Origin of the sequence: Acinetobacter sp. YH12142 (assembly GCF_013418435.1) — a bacterium.
GTDB classification, from domain to species: Bacteria; Pseudomonadota; Gammaproteobacteria; order Pseudomonadales; family Moraxellaceae; genus Acinetobacter; species Acinetobacter amyesii.
Map to the genome: position 1 here is coordinate 166,931 of NZ_VPCB01000006.1, position 18,553 is coordinate 185,483.

General features: G+C 41.5%; 13 protein-coding genes and 1 pseudogene. 6 read left to right on the forward strand and 8 right to left on the reverse strand.

All coding sequences use genetic code 11. The features are described 5' to 3' along the window. Window positions 1–53: 53 nt before the first annotated feature. Window positions 54–689 carry a 1-acyl-sn-glycerol-3-phosphate acyltransferase gene (locus FTU77_RS06560; protein ID WP_180055354.1) on the reverse strand — a complete coding sequence of 212 codons (636 nt, stop codon included), beginning with the start codon at window positions 687–689 and terminating at the stop codon, window positions 54–56. Between the two features lie 168 nt (window positions 690–857). Here FTU77_RS06560 and FTU77_RS06565 point away from each other — a divergent pair, with 168 nt between their 5' ends. The 5 genes from FTU77_RS06565 (at window position 858) to FTU77_RS06585 (ending at window position 7,230) form a co-directional block, all read left to right on the forward strand. After that, the gene (locus tag FTU77_RS06565) at window positions 858–2,144 is read left to right on the forward strand and encodes an MFS transporter (RefSeq protein WP_180055355.1); all 1,287 of its coding nucleotides are present in this window, start codon (window positions 858–860) and stop codon (window positions 2,142–2,144) included. A 127-nt stretch (window positions 2,145–2,271) separates the two neighbouring features. Continuing rightward, window positions 2,272–3,408: a porin gene (locus FTU77_RS06570; protein ID WP_180055356.1), complete on the forward strand. Its 1,137-nt coding sequence runs from the start codon at window positions 2,272–2,274 to the stop codon at window positions 3,406–3,408. Between the two features lie 140 nt (window positions 3,409–3,548). Then, window positions 3,549–5,219: a phosphoethanolamine transferase gene (locus tag FTU77_RS06575; RefSeq protein WP_180055357.1), complete on the forward strand. Its 1,671-nt coding sequence runs from the start codon at window positions 3,549–3,551 to the stop codon at window positions 5,217–5,219. Window positions 5,220–5,222: 3 nt separating this feature from the next. Further along, window positions 5,223–5,891, forward strand: coding sequence for a response regulator transcription factor (locus tag FTU77_RS06580; RefSeq protein ID WP_180055358.1), 669 nt, complete (start codon window positions 5,223–5,225; stop codon window positions 5,889–5,891). Between the two features lie 19 nt (window positions 5,892–5,910). After that, window positions 5,911–7,230, forward strand: coding sequence for an ATP-binding protein (locus tag FTU77_RS06585; protein ID WP_180055359.1), 1,320 nt, complete (start codon window positions 5,911–5,913; stop codon window positions 7,228–7,230). Between the two features lie 46 nt (window positions 7,231–7,276). Here FTU77_RS06585 and FTU77_RS06590 read toward each other — a convergent pair whose 3' ends face one another. Continuing rightward, on the reverse strand, window positions 7,277–7,984 hold the full coding sequence (locus tag FTU77_RS06590) for a phosphatase PAP2 family protein (protein ID WP_180055360.1): 708 nt from the start codon (window positions 7,982–7,984) through the stop codon (window positions 7,277–7,279). Between the two features lie 172 nt (window positions 7,985–8,156). Here FTU77_RS06590 and FTU77_RS06595 point away from each other — a divergent pair, with 172 nt between their 5' ends. Beyond that, a complete protein-coding gene (locus tag FTU77_RS06595; protein ID WP_180055361.1) occupies window positions 8,157–8,855 on the forward strand; it encodes an HAD family hydrolase in 699 nt (232 codons plus the stop codon). Window positions 8,856–8,932: 77 nt separating this feature from the next. Here FTU77_RS06595 and FTU77_RS06600 read toward each other — a convergent pair whose 3' ends face one another. From FTU77_RS06600 to metH, 6 genes and pseudogenes are all read right to left on the reverse strand, one after another. Further along, window positions 8,933–10,120 carry an ammonium transporter gene (locus FTU77_RS06600; RefSeq protein ID WP_180010092.1) on the reverse strand — a complete coding sequence of 396 codons (1,188 nt, stop codon included), beginning with the start codon at window positions 10,118–10,120 and terminating at the stop codon, window positions 8,933–8,935. 600 nt (window positions 10,121–10,720) lie between these two features. Next, window positions 10,721–11,398, reverse strand: a pseudogene (locus FTU77_RS06605) (DUF421 domain-containing protein). Window positions 11,399–11,621: 223 nt separating this feature from the next. Beyond that, window positions 11,622–13,352, reverse strand: a complete 1,731-nt coding sequence (dhaK, locus tag FTU77_RS06610; RefSeq protein WP_180055362.1) for a dihydroxyacetone kinase subunit DhaK — start codon at window positions 13,350–13,352, stop codon at window positions 11,622–11,624. Window positions 13,353–13,773: 421 nt separating this feature from the next. Then, window positions 13,774–14,229, reverse strand: a complete 456-nt coding sequence (locus tag FTU77_RS06615; protein WP_180005265.1) for a hypothetical protein — start codon at window positions 14,227–14,229, stop codon at window positions 13,774–13,776. 71 nt (window positions 14,230–14,300) lie between these two features. Beyond that, window positions 14,301–14,654: a lysozyme inhibitor LprI family protein gene (locus FTU77_RS06620; protein ID WP_180055363.1), complete on the reverse strand. Its 354-nt coding sequence runs from the start codon at window positions 14,652–14,654 to the stop codon at window positions 14,301–14,303. Between the two features lie 83 nt (window positions 14,655–14,737). Then, complete coding sequence (gene metH / locus FTU77_RS06625) at window positions 14,738–18,427, reverse strand: methionine synthase (protein WP_180055364.1); 3,690 nt, start codon at window positions 18,425–18,427, stop codon at window positions 14,738–14,740. Between the last annotated feature and the right edge of the window lie 126 nt (window positions 18,428–18,553).

Below are 18,553 nucleotides of genomic sequence, written 5' to 3' on the forward strand. Positions count from 1 at the left end.
TCTGATGGTTAAATATACAAAGTGCACATCACATCAAAAAAATAGCCATTTGACTAGGGCTTTTTCCAGTGCTTTTGTAACGGCAAGGCCAACCATTCGGGATTTTTCGGGGAAAACTTCCCGTCATATATCTTCAAAATTTTTTCGAGATCAGTTTCAAAATCTCCACTCGGTTCAAAAACACCCAAGCAATGAATGGTTTTCTTTGCATAATCAAAGCTAAACATCACAATAGGTATCTGTGCTTCATAGGCAATATAGTAAAAACCACTACGGATTTTATCGGCTTTTTTTCGTGTTCCCTCAGGTGCCATTCCAATCCAAATTTGATCTGTCGCTTGGACAATCTCAGCAATTTCACGCGTCAGTCCATGTGGATTTTCACGCTGCACAGGAATCACGCCGACCCAATCCAAAAGTGGTTTTAAGGGGGTATCAAATAGGGTGTTTTTACCAAAAATGGTGATTTTTATCCCAATTCCAAGCAAGGCGAGAAAACCATGCCATGCATCTATATTAGAAGTATGCGGAGAAATGATTGCCACAGCTTTGGCAAGGTTGGGAAATTCGCCGTCAAATTTCCATCCTTGTGTCAAGAAAAGTTTTTTAAATATTGCGCGGCTCAGAGTGGAACCGCGTGATGGAACTTGATCGGGCAAAACTGGAAATAATTGAGTCTTTTGATTCATTGCATATTCTTATATAAGTGAAATCCATTTTTGATGTGATGCACATTTAAAAGTACGGCATAAGCATTGACCTTATCTTAGGTTGATGATTTTTTTAGATCATTGGCAAAATAGCCGTATTTTGACTACTCTAAATGTAACTTAAGCGCATTCAACATTTAGGAACTTATGATCCAGCTTCGTCAGCTCTATCTTTTACTGTTTTCCTTATATTGGGCGCAAGGGTTACCTGTCGGTTTTATGACGCATGCTTTACCAGTGATTTTAAGAGCGCAAGGTGTATCTTTGGCGCATATTGGTGGCTTTGGATTACTCATGCTGCCATGGTCGATCAAAGTTTTCTGGGCACCGTGGATTGATCGGCATGGTTCAAGGTCCAAAGGGCACTATCGGAGTTGGATTATTCCAATGCAGTTATTGTCCGTGGTGGTCTTGGTCTTCCTGTCTTTTTTGCCGATCCAAAGCTTGAATGAACCAATGTATTTGCTGCTGTTTTTTGTGGCTTTACTCAGTATGAATTTGGTTGGTGCGACTCAAGATGTCGCAACCGATGGCTTGGCCGTCAATATTTTAAAAACTGACCAACAGCACTGGGGCAATACCTTTCAGGTGATTGGTTCCAGACTCGGCTTTATTGTCGGTGGTGGTGCTGTACTTTGGGCCTTGGATTGGTTGGATTGGCAAGCCACCTTTCTGTTTTTAGCGGCATTGGTGTTCATCAATACCATCCCTATTTTTCTCTATCGAGAACCTTCAAAGCCACAGCTCAATATAAAATCCTCTCAAGAGCATGATAACAACCATAAACATACTTCAGGCTTGTTCTACGCCATTCGCCAGTATTTGAAGTATTTTACCCAAACTAAAACCCTCACACTGTGGCTGATGATCTTATTGAGTTTTAAGCTTGCAGATGGTCTAGCAGGACCCTTACTTAAGCCGCTGATGGTCGATTTAGGATTGAGTTTTAGTCAAATCGGTCTATATGTCACCATGCTAGGTGCAGTGGCTGCTTTAATTGGGGCGGGGCTTGCAGGTCTTAGCTTGAAGTATATTTCTCGGGCGCAGGCATTGGTTTTCTATTCGGTATTGAAAATATTCAGCTTATTAGCCTATGCATGGCTGGCTTTGCAGTTCGAGGCTAAACGGCCAGTCCATGAATGTCTGATCTATGGCATTAATGCTGCCGAAGACATGATTTCAGCCATGCTGCTCGTGATCATGCTGACTTTGGTGATGCAATATAGTCGTAAAGCATTTGCAGCAACGGACTTTACATTTCAGGTTGCCATTATGGCGACGGTGAGTGGGGGGCTGTATAGCATCAGTGGCATAGTGGCCGATCAGTTGGGTTATAGCAATTATTTATTTTGGATCACAGGTTTGGCTGCATTGAGCTTAGTCCCGATTCTATTTTGGGGAAAAGCATCAAAAAATGACCAAAATCACTTCTAAATCATAATTTTGGTTGTTTTTCATCAGCTAAAGCACTAAAAGAGCAATGCAAATATTATTTTAATAATTTTGTAATATGTTTCGCGTGTGTAATATCTGTTACAAAATAATTTAAGGAAAATTTTTGATGAAAACTAAGTTAGCAGCGGCTATCACATTGAGCCTTTTGGCTGGGTCAACCTTTGCAGTACCAACCTTCTATGGTGAAATTGATGCGTCTGTTGATTATTTACCTGAAGATAATAAAACGGGTGTTTCAGACAAAGATGTGGTTGAAATCAGTTCAAACAGTTCTTTCTTGGGTTTAAAGGGTGATGAAAAACTAACTGACCGTTTAAGCGCAGTTTATGCAATTGAATGGGCATTTAACTCAGACGGCGAAGGCGATGACTGGTCTAAGCGTAACCGCTTCGTTGGTTTGAAAGACGCGAAACTTGGTACATTGAAAGTCGGTGCACACGATACACCATTAAAACAATTGTCTAGTCCGGTTGATACATTCAACAACTACGTGGGTAACCGTGCTGATGTTACAGGCATCATGACGGGTGAAAACCGTGTAGATAACGTTGTTGTCTATGAATCACCAGCATTTAAAATTGCTGAAGGTGCAATTAAAGTTAATGCATTGCTTGCTACAGGTGAATCTTCAGGAATCAAGAGCGACAAAGGTGTAGTAAAAACTGCAGGTCGTGGTCTTGGCGATGCTTGGTCGGCGTCTGTTGTCTATGACAGCCCCGTTGTTGTCGCAGGTTTAGCCTATGACAAAGCCATTCCATCGAACTTTGGTGGCGTAGGGACGCTAAATAGTGGTACATATACCGTGAATGATAAAGTTGTTTCAAATTCTGAAATAACTGGAACCAAAGTATTTGCTGCTGCAAATACAATTCGTGCGATTGGTCGCGTAAATCTTGAGGGCGGTTTGGCACTCAAAGCACTGTATCAAACATCAGAGGTTGAGGCTGCTAAAGGTAATGATGTTGCAGCAGCAAATATTGATGATGCTCAAGGTTGGTTAGTCGGCGCAGAATACAATCTACCTTCTGCAAAAGCTTGGACAGTAAAAGCACAATATAGTCAAAATACCACGACTTATAAAGCAGGTGAGGATTACGAAGCTCAGCAATTCATTGCAGGTGCGGATTATGCATTTAGCAAACAAGTGAAAGCTTATGGTTATGCAGGTTACTTAGCACTTGAAAAAGGTTCGAATGAAAGTGAACAACCTGTTCTAGGTACAGGTCTAGAATTTAAATTCTAAAACTTTGATTTAAGTTGTTCAAAAGGCGATGTTTTACATCGCCTTTTTTGATTTTTCTTGCTTTGTTTTGATCAGTTTTAAGTGATTTTTAAGTTTGAATTTTTAGATTAGGGCATCAAAGATCAATAATTGATGCCAATATGCTTCAGGTCATAGCTAAAATACAGCAAAAAATTCCAAGACTTAGTTTAAGTCAATTTAACCTCGTGCTTGCCTTATGGCTTGGGGTGGTTTTGAACCTCGCGTTTTATCAGCAAATCCAGCAGCTCACACCTTATACGGGATTGAAGGCCGGACTATTTTTAGCGGCAACCGTACTGGTGGTAGTGGCACTTTATAATGTGCTGATGCAACTCCTGCAATGGCGATGGAACTCAAAACTTTTGGCGAGTGTTTTGCTTATCATTGGTGGCTTGAGTGCTTATTTCGTCAATAGTTTAGGCGTGACCATTACATCTGACCAAGTGCAGAACATGATGCAAACAGATGTAAAGGAAGTGCAGGATTTAATCTCGCCACAATTTTTTATCTGGGTCTTTGGACTGGTTATTTTGCCAGTGCTATTGATCTGGCTTTTGCCACTGCATAAAGAAGCCCTAAGCACGGTCGTAGCCAAAAAGGGGCTACATATAGTGCTATCGCTCATCCTTTTGGGTGCTTTGCTGTTTGTTTATTTTGTCGATTATGCTGCGATCTTTCGTGAGCATCGTGACTTAAAAGGCATGCTCTCACCACAAAACAGTATCGCTTCGACATTTTCCTATTATCACAAAAAAGCACCGAAACAGAATTTGCCATTGCTGAACTATGGTGAAGATGCACATATGGTTGAAAACGTAAGCGCCAAAAGCTTACCAAAATTGATGGTCTTAGTGGTTGGTGAAACTGCGCGCGCGGAAAGTTTTTCACTCAATGGTTATGCTAAAAATACCAATCCTGAACTCAGTCAGCAAAATATTATCAATTTTAGCCAAGTCAGCTCATGTGGCACCGCAACCGCTGTGTCTGTTCCTTGTATGTTCTCGGGTATGCCGAGAACCGAATATGATGAACAGCTTGCAAGTCATCGCGAAGGTTTACTCGATATTGCACAGCGTGCAGGCTATAAGGTGACGTGGCTAGATAATAATTCAGGCTGTAAGGGCACATGCACACGTGTTGAAAAATATGAATTTCCTGAAGCGCTGAAGAAAAAGTGGTGTGATGCCGATGGCGAATGTCATGATGAAATCTTAGTGGATGGTTTGAAGGCATATTTGGCTTCGATCCCCAAAGCAGATCCAACTCCCCGTTTGATTGTATTACACCAAATGGGCAGTCATGGCCCTGCTTATTTCAAACGAAGTACCGCAGCGTTTCAAAAATTTAAGCCAACCTGTAATAGCAATGCCATACAGGGATGTAGCTCTATAGAATTAATAAATAGTTATGACAACAGTATTATCTATACCGACCATGTGCTGAGTGAATTGATTAACACCTTAAAAGTGACTGACCACTATCAAACAGGACTGTGGTATTTGTCCGATCATGGCGAGTCGACAGGTGAGCATGGTTTGTATTTACACGGTTCTCCATACGCAATTGCACCGTCACAGCAAACCCATGTACCGATGTTGATGTGGTTTTCACCGGCGTGGCAAAAAAATAATTCAGCGCAATATACTTGTTTAATGGCACAAAAAAGCCAAAAATTAAGTCAGGATAATCTATTTCCATCGCTATTGAGTTTGCTCGATGTGCAGACTCAAGTGATTGATGAAAAAAACAATATGTTGCAACAATGTACTTCAGTACAGCGCAGGACTTAAGCCATGCACAAAATACTTATTATTGAAGATGATTTCATGATTGCCGAATCGACTAAAACCTTGTTGAACTATCAACAGTTTGAAGTCGAGTGGGTGAATAATGGTATCGATGGCTTAAAGCTCATAATGCAAGGGGGGATTGATATCGTCTTACTAGATCTGGGTTTGCCGATGATGGATGGTATGCAAGTCCTGAAACAAATTCGTCAAATGCAGCCTAAATTGCCAGTGTTAATCATCTCGGCACGTGATCAATTACAAAATCGTGTAGATGGTTTAAACCATGGGGCAGATGACTATCTGATTAAGCCTTATGAGTTTGATGAATTACTTGCACGGATTCATGCGCTCCTTCGACGCACAGGGCTGAGTTCAGTCGAAGCACCACAGAAAATTTTAAAACATGGTGAATTGATTTTAGATATTGAGCAGCATCTTGCACGCTATAAGGGGCAATATGTCGAATTATCTAACCGTGAATGGGCCATATTGATTCCACTGGTGACGCATCCGAATAAGATTTTTTCGAAAGCCAATTTAGAAGATAAGCTTTATGATTTTGATAGTGATATCAGCAGTAATACTATTGAAGTGTATGTGCATCATCTTAGAACAAAATTAGACAAAGATTTTATTCGCACCATTCGTGGTTTAGGTTATCGACTCGGTTAAGGCAAAGGAATTATCAACCATGCAACAGCCTTATTCTCTGAAAAAGAGACTAATTATTTATGTGTCTGTTTTCAGTATGCTTTTGGGCTGTCTTTTGGTGTTTTCAGCTTATCGAATTGCACTTGAAGAAATTAATGAAATTTTAGATGCGCAAATGCAAAATTTGGCGGAACGTGTTGCAGAGCATGATCCGCAGCCCATTCGCAGTGAATTTGATCAACATAAGCGTTATCACGAAGAAGATTTATTTGTTGATGTGTGGACTTATCAGTCCAATGCACATCAAACTCATCAATTAAAATTATTGGTCGCGCCTCAGCCCAAAGCCGGTTTTTATACACACAGTACCCAACAGGATGAGTGGCATACCTATATTTTGCCACTCGCAGATCGGCAAATTCAGGTCAGTCAGCAAGAGTCGGTTCGGCAGCATCTTGCAGCAGAATTGGCTAGTAGCATGTTTATTCCCTATTTGGTTTTTATACCTTTTGCATTAATCGCTTTGGGATGGTTGATTCAACGCAGTTTAAACCCACTGGAAAAATTTAAAAAAGAACTGGCAAAACGGGATGCCTTTGAACTTTCTCCAATCTCTCAAATGCCATATCCAGAGGAAATTGCACCGACTATCATTGAAATGAACCAGTTGTTTGAACGAATTTCGTTGTCGCAGCAGGAACAACGCCAGTTTATTGCCGACGCAGCGCATGAGTTACGGACCCCAATTACCGCACTGAATTTGCAAATGCAGATTTTGCTACAAAAATTTCCACAAGATGACGCTCTACAAAATTTGAGTAAAGGTTTAATTCGTATTCAGCATTTGGTCAGTCAATTATTGAGTTTGGCAAAACAAGATGCCTCGGTCTTTGAACTTGAGCGCAAACAACATTTTGATCTCAAGCAAGTCGCAACCAATTGCGTGGAGCAACTGGTGCATTTGGCCATGCAAAAAGATATTGACCTTGGCATGGAGCAACAACAAAGCATTGCCTTATATAGTCTTGAGCCAACGGTACATTCAATCATTTTTAATTTGATTGATAATGCCATTAAATATACCCCTGCACAGGGCATGATTAATGTCTCCGTCTTTGAACATGCGGGGCAGGCGGTTGTAAAGGTTGAAGATAGTGGGCCTGGCATCGACCCAGCTTTATATGAGCAAATTCGAAAACGCTTTTATCGAATTTATAATCATGAAGAAATTGGAAGTGGTTTAGGGCTAGCGATCGTGGATAAAGCCGCAAAACATATCGGTGCGGAATTGGAGTTTTCTCAAAGTGAAACACTAGGTGGTCTGAAAGTGAGTTTACAGATCCCATTCAGTGAATCATGAGTGACTCAATCATTTTCGGATCAAGCTCAATTTAGATACTTAAAGATTAGATCCATGTAAATGCTTTGCTGTTTTGCTGCGTAGTTGATGTAGTGAGATGGCGAGAAAACAACACATACATGACACAATTAAATGCCCAAATGATCCATGCTGTCCAAAGGTTATGACTCAGAAAATGCGCACCCCGCATCATTTGCGCCCAGCCAAAAGCAAATCCTAAAATCAGCCCAGCAGATAAAAAGAAGTAAGCACGGGCAGGTCGATGTATTCGATAAACAAAATATCCCGTAATTAGGGCAAAACCAGTCGCAGCATGGCCACCGGGGAAGCAGTGTCCTTGGCGTGCTGAAAAATCCCAAGAAAAGCCTTGGGCTGTGGCGACGGTCATATTCCAAGGGCAGGCATGCGCAGATTGTGATTTGAGCAAACCAATAATTGCCGTGCTGAGTAGAGCCACTACGATAAAATAACCGAATTCAAACTTGCGTGCTTTCAGATGAGGATATTTAAAACTGCATATCCATGCTGCGATATAGAGAACATAAACGCCTATGACGATATTCTTGATATAGCGATGGTTCAGCACAGCAAGTGCCCAATCATTACGATGAGGAAAACTACCATGTAGGTCGACCCAAGGCTGAATAAAAGCTTGGTCGAGCGAACCACCGACGGGGAAAACATAAAGGAGGCCAACCAAACTGAGTGTGAGCAGCAGCGCTTGTCGTAATAAAAAGGAACGGTTCGAGAGCATAAGTCGTGTGATGTGCTGAAATTATTTTGTTTGAATGCTGCTATTTGAAACCACAAAACTTAAATCAGACTTAATCGGCTATTTGAACTGTATTGATATCGATAGTGAAGAAGGTGCATAAAGCAAAACGGGCATTGTGTTAAAGTTTTTGAAAACTCAGTAATAAAGATTTATGAGCATACGTGCAGTCCTTTTTGATTTAGATAATACTTTGACTCATCGAGATCACAGCGTTCAGGCCTATACGCAGTATTTAGCCGAGTCTTATCAGTCGACGCTGGTGGAGGTAGACCTTGTACAGATTAAACGTATTATTAATCGTATAGATAATGGGGGATATCCGAAAAAAGAACTCCTTACTCATCCGAGTATTGGGGCATCTGTCGCTTATGCTCTACAAACGGAGCTGGATTGGATACATCAACCCGATTTTGATGAACTCACACAATTTTGGTTTCAGCACTTTGGTCAGTTTGCCGTGGCGATGCCTGGGGCTTTGACCTTGCTGCAGCAACTAAAACAACAGCAGTATAAATTGGCTGTGGTGTCAAATGGAGGACATGCCACGCGACTGAACATATTAAATGGACTGGGATTTGCATCGTATTTTGATCAGATCATCAGCTCGGAAAGTGCAGGGATCAGTAAGCCCAAAGTTGAAATATTTCAGCACAGTTGTCGTGCGTTGGGCGTGACGGAAATCGAGTGTTTATTTATTGGTGATCATCCTGTCAATGATATTTATGGTGCGAGCCAAGCAGGGATGTCTGCCGTTTTATTAGAAGGCTTTCATGCTTTAAGTGCAGAACAACAGCACAGCATTCCGAATAAAATTCAGCATTTGGATCAGGTCTTAAATTTTCTGAAATAAGGATTTCTAAAAATAGAGCTTTGAGTGCATTTCAGGGTTAAAAAAGCGGCTTTAAAAGCCGCTTTAGATTGTGTTGTTTAGAACATGTTTTCTTCAGAGTTTGCCGAAATGCGGTGAATACTTAAGTCTGCACCACGGAATTCTTCTTCTTGATCTAGGCGAATGCCCATCGTTACTTTGAGTAGACCATAAATGATGAATCCACCAGCCAATGCAATCACGATCGCGAGCAGCGTACCGATACATTGAGAGATCATTGAAATACCGCCTAAACCGCCCAACCATTTTTGTCCAAATACACCCACTGCAATACCACCGAAAGCACCACAAACACCGTGTAGTGGCCATACGCCAAGTACATCATCGACTTTGAGTTTGTTTTGAGTGTATGTAAATAGTTTGACAAAGATCAGACCTGCGATAGCGCCGATAATCAACGCACCGACAGGATGAACTACATCTGAGCCTGCACAGATTGCAACCAAACCTGCTAAGGGACCATTATGTAAGAAACCGGGGTCATTTTTACCCATAAAGTTTGCTGCAAGCGTGCCACCCACCATTGCCATGAGAGAGTTAATCGCAACCAGTCCTGAAATGGCATCCAAACGTTGTGCACTCATCACGTTAAAGCCAAACCAACCGACGATTAAAATCCAAGAACCTAAGGCAAGGAATGGAATACTTGAAGGCGGGTGCGCGCTGATACGACCGTCTTTTTTATAGCGTCCATGACGTGCGCCAAGTAAAAGTACTGCAGCTAAAGCGATCCAACCGCCCATGGCATGTACCACGACCGAACCTGCAAAGTCATGAAAGGCTGCGCCAAATGTGCGTTCTAACCATGCTTGTAGCCCAAAATTACCATTCCACGCCATGCCTTCAAAAAATGGATAGACCAAAGCGACCAATAATAATGTGGCAATCGCTTGAGTCCGCATTTTTGCACGTTCAGCAATACCACCCGAAATAATCGCTGGAATGGCTGCGGCAAATGTCAGCAGGAAGAAACAACGCATTAAGTTGTAGCCATGATCGGCTGCTAAAGTGTCCCCAATATGGAAAAAGTGCTGACCATAAGAGATGTAATAACCCACAAAAAAGTATGCAATTGCGGAAATAGAAAAGTCAGTCAAAATTTTACTCAGCGCATTGACCTGATTTTTATGTCGTACTGTACCTAATTCTAAAAATGCAAAGCCAGCATGCATGGCAAGAACCAAGACTGCACCAAGAAGGAGAAAGAGGAGATCTATATTTTGCATAAGGTGTTCCAGTTTAGTGCGCTAGTTCACGAAAAGAAGTTCAGTATATCGAGCGGAATAATTTCGAAAAGAGGAGTGAGAGAGGGAAATTTTGATTAAAAAAACTAAAAAATGTAGAAGACTCGATATAAAGCAAAGGCTTGCAAGAGTGTAATAATAATGCACCAAAGTGGTGCAATTGTGTTTTGCAATGAGAAAATTAAATGAATGATTATTAAGTGAAAAACTATGTTTTTTGAATCTGTTTAAAAAATGAAAAACAAATAGCGCCATTTCTGAGTTAATTCAGGGCAGCCCATTATTTTGTATTTTTATCTGAATGATAGATGTTAGTGCGAGAATGAAACTGAAAATTGACGAATGATACATTTTTGGTAGTCTGTCTGAGCATCTTGGGGTAATTAAAACTTGAAATCTGTATGTCTTGCCTGAACTGAATTAATGCACAGATATTAACCAATGAAATCTCTGCTGCTGCACTTTTAGATGGCGAAAAACATTCAAGGGGTGAATCTGTGGTGATGGTCGTTGGATCTAACTGTATTTGATGACGTGTTTAATTGAAGCGGCACAGGAGTTTTAAGTTTAAGCGTTGAATGCTTAAGCTAAACGCTGTGTATTAATCGCTTCAGCCCAGTCACAACATCCGCAGCGCGGGCAGGTATCCTGAGCACCGTAAATGTACATGGTTTTGCCACAGTGCGTACAGGCATACAGCTGATGCATTTTGATATCGCGAACCGCTTTATAGGGTTTCGGAAATAGTGGCAGTCCCTAACGCACTTGTTCAGGTGGATAAAACAAAATACTAAATTTTCCATCACTTTCTAATAAACCAACTCGAACTTGTCCAAGATGCTCCACATTTTGCTGACGCATTTCAGAGAAGAATTCATCATGTGACATTTTACCTTGTTTAATCTTTTCTAAAACCAATTCACCATCTTCAACAATGTAGAGGGCTTTGCCTTCAATTAAATCTTCAAAGGGTTGGTATTTCATCATGAGCCAAGTGATTACGCGGTATAAACCAATCACCACTGTCATCACAATGAGAGTTTGCAGGAGGGGGAGCTCCTCTTCAAACATTGGGTCGCCTGCAATAGAACCCAAAGCAAGGAGGATAGCAACTTCAAAGATGGATAACTGACGTACGCCGCGTTTGCCTGTTAGGCGTAAGAATACGATGATTAAAACGAACATAATGACGCTACGCAAAATCACTTCGGCAGCAAAAGTCCATGTGGTGTCATGGATGAATATTTGGGCTAAATCCATGTCTCATCCTTTTTTATCGTTATATGTTTTAACTTAGCAAAGCGCTAGGCGATAAAGCAGCTCAATTGTGTTAATTTTTAAGCATTATTTGAAAATGGATTTCATGCTAACGGTATTGTATGCATGAGATATTTGATGAAAAAAGTGCTTTAAAATAGCCATAAAAAAAGCACCGACGAATCGATGCTTTTGATGTGGTCTGGCAATTTTTAAAGATGCTCAGTTATTTAATATGTTCTGCAATATCCGTAAAGATTACACCTAAACCATGTGCGCCAGCATCTGGATAGCCAAGACTACGGTCGCCTACAGTTCCCGCACGTCCCATACGCGCTACGATCTCTTTGGTATTTTCAGCGCCTTGAACCGCCGCTTTTGCACCAAGTACAAAGTTTTCTTTAAAGGATTTATCGGTATGGGCAGACCAAGAATCTGCGCATGGTACAAGTGCATCAATCAGGGTTTTATCACCCACCACTGCGCCACGTCCAAATGAACGCTCACCTGTAGTTTGAATGCCTTTGACCGCTGCTTGCAGCATCTCGGCAAAATCAGCGACAGTTAAAACTGATTTGCCTTGAATTGATTTCGCTGCCGCACGGAATGCTGAACCCCAGATTGGGCCAGACGCGCCACCACAATGTTCCATAATGATCATTGAGCAGTTCAGCATGAATTTATCCATCTGCTGAGCTTGGATCAGACTTTGCCATTCGCGTTTTAATTGCTTGAAGCCTTTCGCCACGCTCATACCGAAGTCGCCGTCACCTGCATGGGCATCCAATTCACAGAATGGCACTTCATTTCTAATGATACAGGCAGACATGACATCGACCACATAGCGCATGTTTTCGATGGTGAATTGCTCATTGCTGATCACCGCATGTTCAGGTTGCGTTTCAACTTGGGTGTTCACCACTGCTTCGGTTGTAGCATCTTTGGTTGCGAAAGTTAAAGGCTGTGCTACTGAACCATCCATTTTAAATGCTGGGGTGTTTGCTGCTGCATCGAGGTAAGTTTTCAATTCATCATCGACAGCAAGCAAGGACACAGATGCACCATTCATGTCGATACTGGTCATATAGTTGCCGACAAATGTGCGGTAAATTTTGATGCCTTTACGTGCGAGGTGTTCGCATACGTCATGGTTAAAGACGTACAACTCTTGCAGCGGTGTACTACCAAAGCCATTGACCAAGATTACAACTTCTTTCATGTCTGGGCGGTCAAGGAACAGGTCATCCACGATGCGCTGTGCCATTTTTTTGGATGGCAAGATTTTTTCACGGCGGATGCCTGGTTCACCGTGAATGCCAACGCCATATTCCATTTCGTCATCAGCCAAAGTAAACGTTGGCGTGCCTTTGGCTGGAACAGTACATGAGCTATAAGCAAAACCAAGGCTAATGACGTTGTCCGCAGCTTTTTGAGCAATCGCTTTTACGTCTGCAAGTTCTAAGCCTTTTGATGCTGCTGCGCCTGCAATTTTATGTACAAATACTGTGCCTGCAACACCACGACGACCGACTGTATATAGGCTGTCTTTAACCGCAATGTCATCTGCCACTTTTACATAGTCAACTTTAATGCCGTCTTCAGTTGCAAGGGCTGCGCCATTCTGGAAATTCATCATATCGCCAGAATAGTTTTTGATGATCATCAGCACGCCTTTGTCAGTTGCGACTTGCTGTAAGGCTTTATAAACCTGAATTTGCGACGGAGATGCAAATACGTCGCCGCACACAGCAGCGTCTAACATGCCTGTGCCTACAAAGCCTGCATGGGCAGGTTCGTGACCGCTACCACCACCACTGATAAGTGCCACGTTATTGTGTTTTTCTTTACGTGAAATGATTTTGTGTGACTCGTTAAATGCGAGTTCAGGATGCGCAAGAACGAAGCCTTTGCACATTTCAATTACGATGTTTTCTGCACCGTTCATGAGTTTTTTCATGGATGTACCAATCTGTACTTATAGGGGAGAGTTCTAAGTTTTAATTATTCAGGAATTTGAAGTTTTTTGCTGATTAAATAATGTAAAAACGGATGGTTTGGAAAGTATAGATTGAGCTTTTGAAACTTTACCTCTCCCTAACCCTTACTTTCATTTTGTTTTAAATCAATGCGTAAAGGTTATTATAGGGGTAATATCCATTAATAAATTCATAAAGTTTTTAATTCACAATGAAAGCTTCCTCTCACTCTGGGATGAGACGCATTGCTTAGCAAGGGGGAGGAGGAATGGGTAGGTGCTAGGACAGATTGATGAGTGATCTTTTAGCGTTTTTTGAAATTTCCTATAAAGGAATCCCAATACATCTGATTTAGTGAGATTCTCATTCTTTAAGACATGTCTATTGTTTTACTAGGATAGATTATTTTTTAATTAAGTTTTTGTTGAAATGGATATCAGTCAAAAAATAATAACCAAATCTATCTGAATAATTTTCTGCATAGGTTAAACAAACTGATTGTGGTGGATTTTCCAAATATTCAAAATGGCTTCCAGTCATAGAAATTTGATCTGATTCAGGGAAACTAAGATTTTTACCATCTAACATTGTGAAATGGAAAATAATTTGTTGCCATGAGTTGCGATGACTTCCTCGCAGAATTGTTGAATGACCTGTATATGTGCCGCATTTTTTGACTTTATGGTTTGATTGCATGGCATCATTAATTTTTTGCGTACGAAAATGATCAATAATAAGTGATCCCATGTGTGCAAAGCATGACATAAAAATGATAATCCAGATTAGTGAATGTGTGTATTTCCATACAAAAACGGATCCTATTAAACACACAATACCAAAGCTTATTTCCATAATCATTTCGAGCCACCAACTATTCACAAAATTAAAAAAAGTTCATTTTATTTTTAAAGGCTAAAGGTAGGGGGCTATTATTCTAACTGATTTAATTGCTTGATTCTCTGGTCAATAAGATCAGCATTGCATGATAGATTGATTAACTTAGATCCTGCACCTTGTACACTGCTAGATAGATAAGATACGAGTTCATCACAATGACTATTTTTATATAACAACCAATTCTTTTGAGAGGTTTCTAAAATTTTCTTACCTTCCTCATCCATAGTGTTATAAAGCTTTTGATAAGTTTGGTTGAGCTTGGTTTTATTAGATTTTAATTCTTTTTCATAACAGGCAATTTCATCATAAACATTACTAGCTTTACATTTTGCAAAAGCAAAAGATGAAATAAAAGGTAAAACTAAAAGTAAGAATATTTTTTTCATTTTATAAAATTCGTTTATGTGTTTTTAAGATTTTTGATTATAAATAAAAAAACCCCTCATTCGAGGGGATTTTTTCAAACTAATTATTGAACCGAATCATCCAAATTCGGTGCTAACCAACGCTTCGCCTCATCTAACGTCCAGCCTTTACGTTTTGCATAATCCTCAAGCTGATCGCCTGCGATTTTACCTACGTTAAAGTATTGGCTTTCAGGGTTTGCATAATAGAAACCGCTGACAGATGAAGGCGGCCACATTGCAAAGCTAGTGGTCAATTGCGTACCAATCTTGTCAGTAGAACCTAACCAGTCAAACAACGGCGCTTTTTCAGAATGCTCAGGGCAAGCAGGGTAGCCCGGTGCAGGACGGATGCCCACATACTTCTCTTTAATCAATTCTTCATTGCTTAAGGTTTCAGACGCTTGGTTGCCCCAGAACTCTTTACGAATGCGCTCATGTAAATGTTCCGCAAAAGCTTCAGCAAAACGGTCACCTAAAGATTGCGCTAAAATAGCAGAGTAGTCATCGCCTTTGGCTTTGTACTCATTCGCCATTTCTTCTGCACCAAAGATCGATACAGTGAAACCGCCCAAGTAGTCTTCTGCGACACCTTTAGGCGCAATAAAGTCCGCTAATGACAAGTTTGGTTTACCTGTCACTTTATCAGACTGTTGACGAATGTGATGGAAGGTATGCGTAACCGATTGACCATCTTCGCTATACACTTCAACCGAATCCGCTGCAGAACGGTTAGCAGGGTAAATACCAAACACAGCACGAGCATCAAAACGTTTGTTGTCGATGATGTCTTTTAGCATGGTCTGTGCTTGTTCATACAAGTCAGTTGCTGCTTCACCTACAACTTCATCCGTTAAGATAGCAGGGAATTTACCTGCCAAACTCCAAGAAATGAAGAACGGTGTCCAGTCAAAGTATTCAACCAAAGTTTCCAATGGATAATTGGTCAGCGTTTGCGTACCAATAAAGTTTGGCTTCGCAGGCGCATTGGCAGCAAAGTCAATTTTTAAGCCATTTTCAACCGATTCAGCATACGTCAGTTTCGCTGCTTTCGGCTGTTTGTTAGCAATACGCTCACGGACTTTTTCATATTCAGCACGGGTTTCTGCTACAAACTTTGGCTTCATTTCCTTAGAAAGTAAAGTTGTTGCTACACCCACCGCACGAGATGCATCGGCAACATAAATGACTGCATCGTTTGAATATTGTGGATCAATTTTCACTGCCGTATGCGCTTTAGAAGTGGTTGCACCGCCAATCATCAATGGAATATTAAAGCCTTTGCGCTGCATTTCTTTCGCAACAAAAACCATTTCATCCAAAGACGGAGTGATTAGCCCAGATAGACCAATAATGTCGACTTTCTCATCAATGGCAGTTTGCAGAATCTTCTCGCAAGGTACCATCACGCCAAGGTCGATGATGTCATAACCATTACACCCAAGTACTACGCCCACGATATTTTTACCAATGTCATGTACGTCACCTTTCACGGTTGCCATCAGGACTTTACCCTTAGATTGGCCAGCTGTTTTTTCCGCTTCAATGAACGGATTCAGCCAAGCTACAGCCTGTTTCATGACACGTGCAGATTTCACCACTTGCGGCAGGAACATTTTGCCTGAACCGAACAAATCACCTACCACATTCATGCCGTCCATGAGCGGACCTTCAATCACATCGAGTGGACGTTTAGCTTTCAGGCGTGCTTCTTCAGTATCTTCATCGATGAACGTTGTGATGCCTTTAACCAAAGCGTGTTCAAGACGTTTTTCAACTGGAAGTTCACGCCATTCCAAGTTTTCAACTTGTTTTTGTGCAGCGCCTTGACCACGGTATTTTTCAGCAACTTCAAGCAGCTTTTCTGTTGCTTCTTGATGGCTTTCACCTTGGTTTTGGTTCAAGATCACATCTTCAACCGCAGCTTTCAGTTCAGCATCAATATCATCATAAATCGCCATTTGACCTGCGTTGACGATACCCATGGTCATGCCTTGCTGAATGGCATGGTATAAGAACACTGAGTGAATCGCTTCACGTACAGGCTCGTTACCGCGGAAAGAGAACGATACGTTCGACACACCGCCTGAAATCATCGCATGCGGCAAGTTTTGTTTAATCCAGCCTGTCGCTTCAATAAAGTCCACAGCATAGTTGTTGTGTTCTTCAATACCTGTTGCCACTGCAAACACGTTCGGGTCAAAAATGATGTCTTCAGCAGGGAAGCCCACTTCATTCACCAATACATCATAAGAACGTTTACAGATTTCTTTTTTACGTGCAGCAGTGTCGGCCTGACCATTTTCGTCAAAGGCCATGACAATCACGGCAGCGCCATACTGACGGCACAAACGCGCTTTATGCACAAACTCATCATAGCCTTCTTTGAGCGAGATCGAGTTAACAACCGCTTTACCTTGTACGCATTTTAAGCCCGCTTCAATGATGTCCCATTTAGATGAGTCAATCATGATTGGCACACGTGAAATTTCAGGCTCAGATGCTACAAGATTCAGGAAGTGCACCATTGCGCCTTCTGAATCCAGCATGCCTTCATCCATGTTGATGTCGATAATCTGCGCGCCAGCTTCTACTTGCTGCTGTGCAACATCTAAAGCTTCGGCAAAGTTTTCTTCACGGATTAAACGTAGGAATTTTTTAGAACCTGTCACGTTGGTACGTTCACCGACGTTTACAAACAGCGAATCTTCTGTAATGTTGAACGGCTCTAAACCGCTTAAACGGCAAGCGGGTTTGGTTTCTGGCACTTGGCGCGGCGCAATGTCTTTTACGGCATTGGCAATAGCACGGATGTGATCCGGCGTTGTACCGCAGCAGCCGCCCGTGATGTTAATCAAGCCACTTTCTGCAAATTCTTTAATAAAGGCAGCGGTTTGTTCAGGGGTTTCATCATAACCGCCGAAGGCATTTGGTAAGCCAGCGTTCGGATGCGCCGAAACAAAAGTATCGGCAACGTCAGCAATGGTTTTTACATGCGGACGCATGGCATCTGCACCTAGGGCACAGTTAAAGCCAATCGACAATAAATCACCATGACGCACAGAGTTCCAGAACGCTTCAGCAGTTTGGCCAGTTAAAGTTCGGCCAGAGGCATCGGTAATCGTGCCTGAAATCATCAATGGCAATTCGTAGCCAATTTGGTTGAAGACTTCTTTCACTGCAAAAATGGCAGCTTTACAGTTTAAGGTATCGAATACAGTTTCAATGAGTAGAATATCCGCACCGCCTTCAATCAGGGCATGCGCAGCTTGAATATAGTTTTCTTTTAACTCATCAAAAGTAATGTTACGAAATGCGGGGTCATTTACATTTGGCGAGATCGAGCAAGTACGTGAAGTCGGGCCAAGCACACCTGCTACAAAACGCGGTTTTTCAGGCGTTGAGTATTTTTCACAAGCGGCTTTGGCAATACGCGCTGCTTCACGGTTGATCTCTGATACCAAATCTTCCATGTGGTAGTCAGACATTGAAACTTTTGTGCCGTTAAAGCTGTTGGTTTCAATAATGTCTGCACCAGCATCGAGATAGGCTTCATGAATGCCTTGGATAATTTGCGGCTGCGTCAACACCAATAGGTCATTATTGCCTTTGAGGTCAGATGCCCAATCTGCAAAACGCTCACCACGGTAGTCAGCTTCTTCGAGTTTATGACGCTGAATCATAGTGCCCATAGCACCGTCGATAATCAGAATCCGTTGAGCGAGTAGCTCTTTTAGGGTGGTAAGCGTGGACATTCAGACTTTCTCGAAAGGAACAAAACGTGAGTAATCTTAACAGATTAGTTAACTAAATTCTCTGATATGCTTTTTTGAATGATAGATATGTTTTATATGAAAATTTGATGTGTTTGATAGTTTTAG